At 48.2% G+C, this 6,659-nt stretch carries 9 protein-coding genes; 5 read left to right on the forward strand and 4 right to left on the reverse strand.

Annotation, left to right across the window (positions count from 1 at the left end; translation table 11 throughout):
• Window positions 1–45: 45 nt before the first annotated feature.
• Window positions 46–1,182: a PP2C family protein-serine/threonine phosphatase gene (locus QUA88_RS13820; RefSeq protein WP_006632014.1), complete on the forward strand. Its 1,137-nt coding sequence runs from the start codon at window positions 46–48 to the stop codon at window positions 1,180–1,182.
• Between the two features lie 56 nt (window positions 1,183–1,238).
• Here the strand turns inward: QUA88_RS13820 and QUA88_RS13825 are convergent, their stop codons facing one another.
• The 4 genes from QUA88_RS13825 to QUA88_RS13840 form a co-directional block, all read right to left on the reverse strand.
• Window positions 1,239–1,565, reverse strand: coding sequence for an STAS domain-containing protein (locus QUA88_RS13825; protein ID WP_041623653.1), 327 nt, complete (start codon window positions 1,563–1,565; stop codon window positions 1,239–1,241).
• 240 nt (window positions 1,566–1,805) lie between these two features.
• Window positions 1,806–2,438 carry a helix-turn-helix domain-containing protein gene (locus QUA88_RS13830; RefSeq protein WP_333233526.1) on the reverse strand — a complete coding sequence of 211 codons (633 nt, stop codon included), beginning with the start codon at window positions 2,436–2,438 and terminating at the stop codon, window positions 1,806–1,808.
• Window positions 2,439–2,863: 425 nt separating this feature from the next.
• Complete coding sequence (dps, locus tag QUA88_RS13835; protein ID WP_333056306.1) at window positions 2,864–3,412, reverse strand: DNA starvation/stationary phase protection protein Dps; 549 nt, start codon at window positions 3,410–3,412, stop codon at window positions 2,864–2,866.
• A gap of 95 nt (window positions 3,413–3,507) precedes the next feature.
• Window positions 3,508–3,768, reverse strand: coding sequence for a sulfiredoxin (locus tag QUA88_RS13840; protein WP_332985662.1), 261 nt, complete (start codon window positions 3,766–3,768; stop codon window positions 3,508–3,510).
• Window positions 3,769–4,038: 270 nt separating this feature from the next.
• On the opposite strand from QUA88_RS13840, the gene QUA88_RS13845 reads away from it, so the two are divergent.
• The 4 genes from QUA88_RS13845 (at window position 4,039) to QUA88_RS13860 (ending at window position 6,103) form a co-directional block, all read left to right on the forward strand.
• Window positions 4,039–4,293 (forward strand): hypothetical protein, encoded by a 255-nt coding sequence (locus QUA88_RS13845; protein WP_333211393.1) that lies wholly within the window; start codon window positions 4,039–4,041, stop codon window positions 4,291–4,293.
• A gap of 82 nt (window positions 4,294–4,375) precedes the next feature.
• Window positions 4,376–5,464, forward strand: coding sequence for an Hpt domain-containing protein (locus QUA88_RS13850; protein WP_333056304.1), 1,089 nt, complete (start codon window positions 4,376–4,378; stop codon window positions 5,462–5,464).
• 5 nt (window positions 5,465–5,469) lie between these two features.
• Window positions 5,470–5,628, forward strand: coding sequence for a hypothetical protein (locus tag QUA88_RS13855; protein ID WP_333056303.1), 159 nt, complete (start codon window positions 5,470–5,472; stop codon window positions 5,626–5,628).
• A 10-nt stretch (window positions 5,629–5,638) separates the two neighbouring features.
• Complete coding sequence (locus QUA88_RS13860) at window positions 5,639–6,103, forward strand: Fur family transcriptional regulator (protein WP_333056302.1); 465 nt, start codon at window positions 5,639–5,641, stop codon at window positions 6,101–6,103.
• Window positions 6,104–6,659 lie beyond the last annotated feature (556 nt).

A 6,659-nucleotide genomic window follows, 5' to 3' on the forward strand; every position in this document is an offset into this window, starting at 1 on the left:
TAAATGACCCCCAGACCTTGAAAAACTTGTAGTACCTAAGTGCCCATGTTTCAAATTCTGGTTATTGACGATGATACGGCTGTTCAAGAACTGCTGAGAAGAACCCTGAAAAAACAGGGTTACGAAGTAACAGTAGCAAGCAATGGCGAAGACGGTGTAGCCCAGGCGCAAAAATTGCGTCCGGCCCTGATAATTTGCGATTGGATCATGCCGCGCTTGACCGGCATCGATGTCTGCCGTCGAGTCAAGGCAGATCCGGATCTGTCAACTACACAATTCTTTTTGTTGACTTCTTTGGGTTCGATCGCCGATCGAGTCAAAGGCCTCGACGCCGGTGCCGACGATTTTATCTCAAAGCCGATCGAACTCAACGAGTTACAGGCAAGAGTACGCGCGGGATTGAGGCTGCACCAACTCAGCCGAGATTTGAAAATAGCCAAGCAAAGTCTGGAAGCAGAGTTAGCCGAGGCCGCCGAGTACGTGCAATCGCTGTTGCCAGATCCGATGACGGAACCTTTCAGCATCGAAGCAAAATTCATTCCCTCCCGGCAGTTGGGGGGAGATTGCTTCGACTACAACTGGCTAGATGCCGATTATTTGGCGATTTACTTGCTAGACGTAGCCGGTCACGGTTTGCGGGCGGCGCTGCCTTCGGTGGCCGTGCTGAATTTGCTGCGATCGCGCACGCTCCCCAACATAGACTACTACAAACCCAGCGACGTGTTGCGCGCCCTGAACACCACCTTCCAGATGAGCTACCAAAATGACAAGTATTTCACCATCTGGTACGGCGTTTACAACCGCATTTCTCGCCAGCTAGTTTATGCCAGCGCCGGCCATCCACCGGCAGTGTTAATTTCCCAGTCCCCTGCGAGCACCGCTAAAATCCAGCGATTAAAAACCCCCGGAATGCCCGTCGGGATGTTCCCTGACGCCCCCTATGTCGATAATTGCTGCGATGTCGAGGATTTGAGCACTCTCTACATCTTTAGCGACGGGGTATACGAGATCCACCAACCTGACGGCAATATCTGGGGGCTTGACCCTTTCGTAGACCTGTTAGCAGCTTACAACGGTGCAAGTGCCGACCAGTTAGAGCTGGTTTTGAACTACATTCAAAAGTTGAACGCTAAAGCAGTTTTTGATGATGATTGGTCTTTACTCAAGGTAAACTTTGGCTAGCTGACTTCTTGCAGTGCATCTGCGACCAAATAGCAAGAAGACAGCAGCCCAAAGATTTAGTTAGTTGAGAGAATTTTGCTATTAAAAGCATCGCGGGTCTGAAATATCTCGAAAACTCGATCCATGCTGGTGAGTTCAAATAAAATGCGGATTTGCTCGTTGATAGAACAGACAACTAATTGACTCCCAGCGGCCCGGACTGTTTTGAGCGCCAATACTAAAGCGCCCAAACCAGAACTATCCATAAATGTCACATCAGTGAAGTCTATCAATACCACATCGGCTCCCGCTTCCACTAGGTCGCTAATCTCTTGGCGGAATTGACTTGCCTTGGTGCCGTCTAAAATGCCAGAGGGCTGAATAATTTTAACTACAGGACTCATATTTTGCGGTGGGAATATCAGAATTACTAGCCAGACTACGCTAGTATAGCTGCGAGATGGACTCCGATCCAAATAAGAGAGGGGGAAAGCGCCAGAGCCTGAGAGCGGGAGAATAGTTTTGAGGGCAATAGATGGTGCTCGTCGCGGATCGTAAGGTCGATCGCAGTCGCAGCGCTTCGCCGGGAGTGAATTTTGAGAGGGGGACAATCTTTGTTCTGCCGAAGGCCCTTCTGGTATGAATCAAACTGGGCTAACTTTGGCGCGGTAGAGCAGTTTTTCACCTTGTCTGTAGCCTGTGTAGCGGACTGTGACGGGTTCTCCGGGTTCGGCTGTTCCTTCCATTAGCTGGTGCTGTTGGGGGTTGTAGGGAATCTCGGCTCCGACTGGGGCGATCGACTCCACTCCCCAATGCTCTAATAACTGCTCGACTGGCCGCAGCAAGGGCAGTAGTTTCTGAGCCCGCAAGTTGTGATTTTCCTGAGCTTTGCTCGCAGCAGTCGGCCACTGCAACATCCAAGATTCTAAAATTTGCAGGCTAGATAGCTGGAATTCCTGCATCAAAGATTCTCGCTGCTGTTCGATCGAAGCTTGCAGGCGCTGATATTCTTGTTCTAGGGCTGTCGGTGGTGCCTGTTCTAACTCTACATAGTTTGGCGTCAAGGTTGCGAGCAGTTCGGTTAAGGAAATTTGCAAAGCTTGACTAATTTTGAGCAGGATGTCGGCTCTGGTTTGCAGGGCTAAACCGCGACGCAGGCGACTTAGCTGGATCTCGGAAACTCCTGCTTTTTTGCTGAGTTCTCGATCGCTCGAAAGCCCCGCCTGTTCCATCAGGCGTTGCAGTTGAAGAGCATAATCTGGAATATTGGCAGTCACGAAAAACTCATCCAAATTAACTATTAGCCGGGAAGTCCCTCGGTATATTTAGAGGGGATTAATCTGAGCACTCGGCCCCGTACCCCGTTGGGAATTACTCCTTGGGATGAAAGGCTCGTCGGGTTTCGGTACCGAAACCGACAATTATTCTTTTATACCCCAAGATGCTCTGGAAATACTCTGATACTATATTAGCAAGTGGAGGTGGAACTACCTCACTATAAAAAGCCTTTGAAAAAAAGGAACAAGAAGCCTGCGGTCTAACTGTACTCAGTTGACCGTCAGGTTTGTTCACTAAATGGACATATTCTCGATCCTAAGCTGTCAGGAGCCTTAAGGAAATACATCTGTGGGGCGGGCCCAACAGCCCGCCCCACAAGAGTTTGGCGATTTATGAAGATGCAAGTTCAATTATTGAAAGTGTGCTATTTGACGGCAACTTTTGCAGCGGCAGCTGTTGCAGTTGTCGCAGAACCTTGCAAATGCGCTTCTAGGAACCACAAACGCTTGTCAATTGTCCGCGAAATTTCGGTGTACAAATCCGCTGTATCGGCATCGCCGAGTTCGTCTGCTTTGTCGATGGCGACTCGCAGGTGTTGGGCGTAGGGTGCGTAGCGATCGGCTAAAGCCGTCACATATTCTTTCCCGTCTAAAATGTCGAAAGGAAATTCTGGCAAAATCGAATCAGCAGCGGCTGTGCGGGCTGTTCCTACAGCCAAACCGCCCAAAGCTGTGACTCGTTCTGCAACCGTATCAACGTATTCTTCGAGTTCTGTTGCCATTTCGTCAAATAGCAAGTGCAACTGATAGAAGTCCATGCCTTTGACGTTCCAGTGAGCTTGCTTGACTTGAGTTTTTAAGTCCAGAGTCGTTGCTAGCGTTGCGTTGAGCAGCCCGACTACTTGAGAGCGGGTGGCGGCTGACATATCGATGCGGGTGGGGTAAAGATGTTGTTTGTGGTTGTTGGTAGTCATAGGTTTTTAGCTTGTTATTAGTGATTGTCGATCGAATATATTAGAAAGCTTTGGGCGATCGAATATTTGCCTGTCATGAATTTCTGTTGAGAGGCTCAGGCTAAGTGCATCTGCAACACGGTACGGGGAGCTCGGCGTACATTACAGCGGATAGTTTCTAAACCGAGACGCTGGCAAGCTTCGTACCGATGGCAACCGGAAAATCCGTAATACTGACCATCTACTTCTAGCACGTCGATGGGTTCGTTTAAACCTACCTCGCGGATGGATTCCATAAGGGCGGCGACTTTGGTTTGGTCGTTGACTCGCGGCAGGGGGCGGCGAATCTGGTTGAGGGGAATTTCTTCTATCCTCATGGCGGCTCTCTTTTTTGCTTATGGTTAAATCATACTCGTTATGACTTCGTTTTGTCAATAAACATAAAGACTTACGCAAAAACATGGTTTCAGCTCCGAATATGGGGGTTAGAAAATCCCAACTACTGCTATCTGGCCCGGAACTCCCAGACAAATAGCTATGAATGGGCAACACTGAGCACAGGCAGGATTTTTCATGCCTTTCGATAGATCGATCGACCTCAACGTTCTAGGTACAGTGGGAGAAAAGATAAATTGTGGCTTGAAATTATGGCATCCTCCCAACCCCTCAAAGGCATTGAATTGATCGACTGCGCCAAAGCTAACGCCCAACAAGGAATCGCCACAGCCGCGAAGCTCTGCGGCTACGGAAGCGACCTCAACACCTTCGAGCGGGAACTGAAAAAGGCTTGCCAAGACATCGGCGTCGAAGTCAAGGAGTTAAACGACTTGATTACGACTCAGCAGATGATGAAACAAGGAATGGGTATTGAAGTCGCTCCAGATACTCCCTCAGAACTCTAGGCTCAATCTCCACCGCAGCAGTTTGAGAGCTAAGATTGCCCTCACACCCGTATTTTGAGTCTGCTAGCTGAGGCAGGCTAGAATGTTTTGCATGGGAGCTTCCGACTTTTGGCAGGAGTCGTGTTTTCTCCCGCGAAGAGGGTGCTTTCTGGAGGGTGCACAGATTGTTAGGAGGACTGTCGTGTCAGATCAGCAAGACCGAATAATGCGTTTGTTTATAGAGGAGGCTAAGGAGCACCTCGATACTCTAGAAAATGGTTTAGTGGATTTGAAGTCCACGATGAAAGACCCCGAAAGCGTCCAAGAGATGTTTCGAGCTGCCCATTCGGTAAAAGGAGGGGCGGCTATGCTTGGCTTAGATAGTATTAAAACAACCGCTCACCGCTTGGAAGATTGTTTTAAGGTGCTCAAGGACGGGCCAGTTAAGCAGGTTGACCAAACGGCAGAATCCCTATTTTTAAAGGGAGTTGATACGCTTAAGGACTTGCTGGGGCGACTGGAGGGGCCTTTCGGCTTGAGGAATGAGGAGGGAGAAAAACTCGTGCAGCAGGTGATGCCTGTTTTTGCTCAACTCGAAACTCACCTCGATAAATTGGCGTCGGGTAAAGTGCAGGTGGTTGCTGCTGGGTCTGGTACGCCCGCCGCTCCAACAGCGGGCGCTGTGCCGCCAAATTTTGCTGTTGAAGTGATGACTTTACTCAAAGAAATGTTGCAGGTGTTCAAGCAGAAAGAATCGGCTGCTAGTCGCTCTGAGTTGACGGCTGTGTGCGTTCGCCTCTATAAGTTGGGAGGTAAAATAGAGACTTGGCAAAATTTAGTAAAAACAGCTAGAGCAGCGATCGTTAATCCCAAAAACTCTTATAAAGTCTTAGCTCCGTTGATTATCAAAGAACTCAAGGAAGCTGGCGATTTAGTACAAGTGGGGAAAGTTAAGACGATCGTTCCGAGTAAAAATTTGCTACTTTTGGCAGCAAGCCCAAAACCAGCCCCAGCAGCCCCAGCAGCCCCAGCAGCCCCAGCAGCCCCAGCAGCCCCAGCCTCCGCGTCGAAGCAAGTCGCACTTCCCGCCGAACCGAAGGCGGTAGTCAAGCTTTTGCTCAAAACTTTCAACAAAAAGCAACTTTCGGAAATCGCCAAGTTACTGGTTAACGCCATCAAATCCTCGAACTAGGATGTGTGGCAGTAGAAGATAGAGTTGAGCAGCAACTCGAAAAAATTCACTCATTCGAGATTTTTGCCCTCTACCTTCTACTGTTGGGCAACCCTGCGTTAGAATTAGTGAATATATCGGCGTGCAATATTGTACCAGAATTAAAAATCGAGCAGGCTTTATAAGGCGGTAGCTGTGAAACCAATTAGTTCATTAGAAGATGCTTTAAACCGCTGTCAGGCGATGGGAATGCGCTTGAGCCGCCAGCGTCGATTTATTCTAGAACTTTTGTGGGAGGCAAAAGAACACCTCTCTGCTCGCGAAATCTACGATCGCCTCAACAAACAAGCTCATTCGATCGGGCATACTTCTGTTTATCAAAATCTAGAAGCTTTGTCGAAAGCAGGGATTATTGAGTGCATAGAACGCTCGGAGGGACGCTTGTACGGCAATGTCAGCGATTCTCACTCTCATGTCAATTGTCTTGATACGGCTCAGATTCTCGACGTTCATGTGGAATTGCCGATCGACTTGATCGAGCAAATTCAAGAGCAAACGGGTGTCAAAATAGTAGACTACCGGATAGATTTCTACGGATACCGATCGGCCGAGTCCGCCACCCAAGCATCGAGTGTCAGCGATACGTCAAAGGCTTCGTAACGGATAAAGCAGCGGCTGTTGGAAGCAAAACCGATATTTGTACTGAGCCGATCGGTGGTATAAAATGATTTAAGTATTTAGCTGGGTTCGATCGGGCTTTTTGCCGTCGCCAGCCGGAATTCGGCACAGTAGAAAAAAAATGAAAACAGAAAAATGAAACTCGATCGGCAAGTTTGGCGATCGGGAATAAAATTTACGACTAAGGATCGCGAATTAAATAACTTACAATTTTAATTGTTATTGTGGGACGCCCATCCCACAATCTTGTGGAAGTTATTTAATTCTCATTCCTAAACCCAAAAAATCAGTTCTACCGGCTACACGTAAAAGTGTAAACCAAATCCGGCTGTAGTCCCCCCTTGATTTTTTAATCGGCTTGGAGGAGACGAAAGTTTGTGTATTTGCGGTTTCAACCGCTGAGTCTGATAAGGAAATTTCTGATCCGGATTTAATATTAGACCTGAGTTGAATCCCTCCCCCAATTCATGTGCAGAGTCAATTCTAAAATCTAAAATCTAAAATCTAAAATCTAAAATTATTGCTGGGCGGTTTAAAC

Source organism: Microcoleus sp. D3_18_C2 (assembly GCF_036702395.1).
In the GTDB taxonomy this organism is placed as follows: Bacteria; Cyanobacteriota; Cyanobacteriia; order Cyanobacteriales; family Microcoleaceae; genus Microcoleus.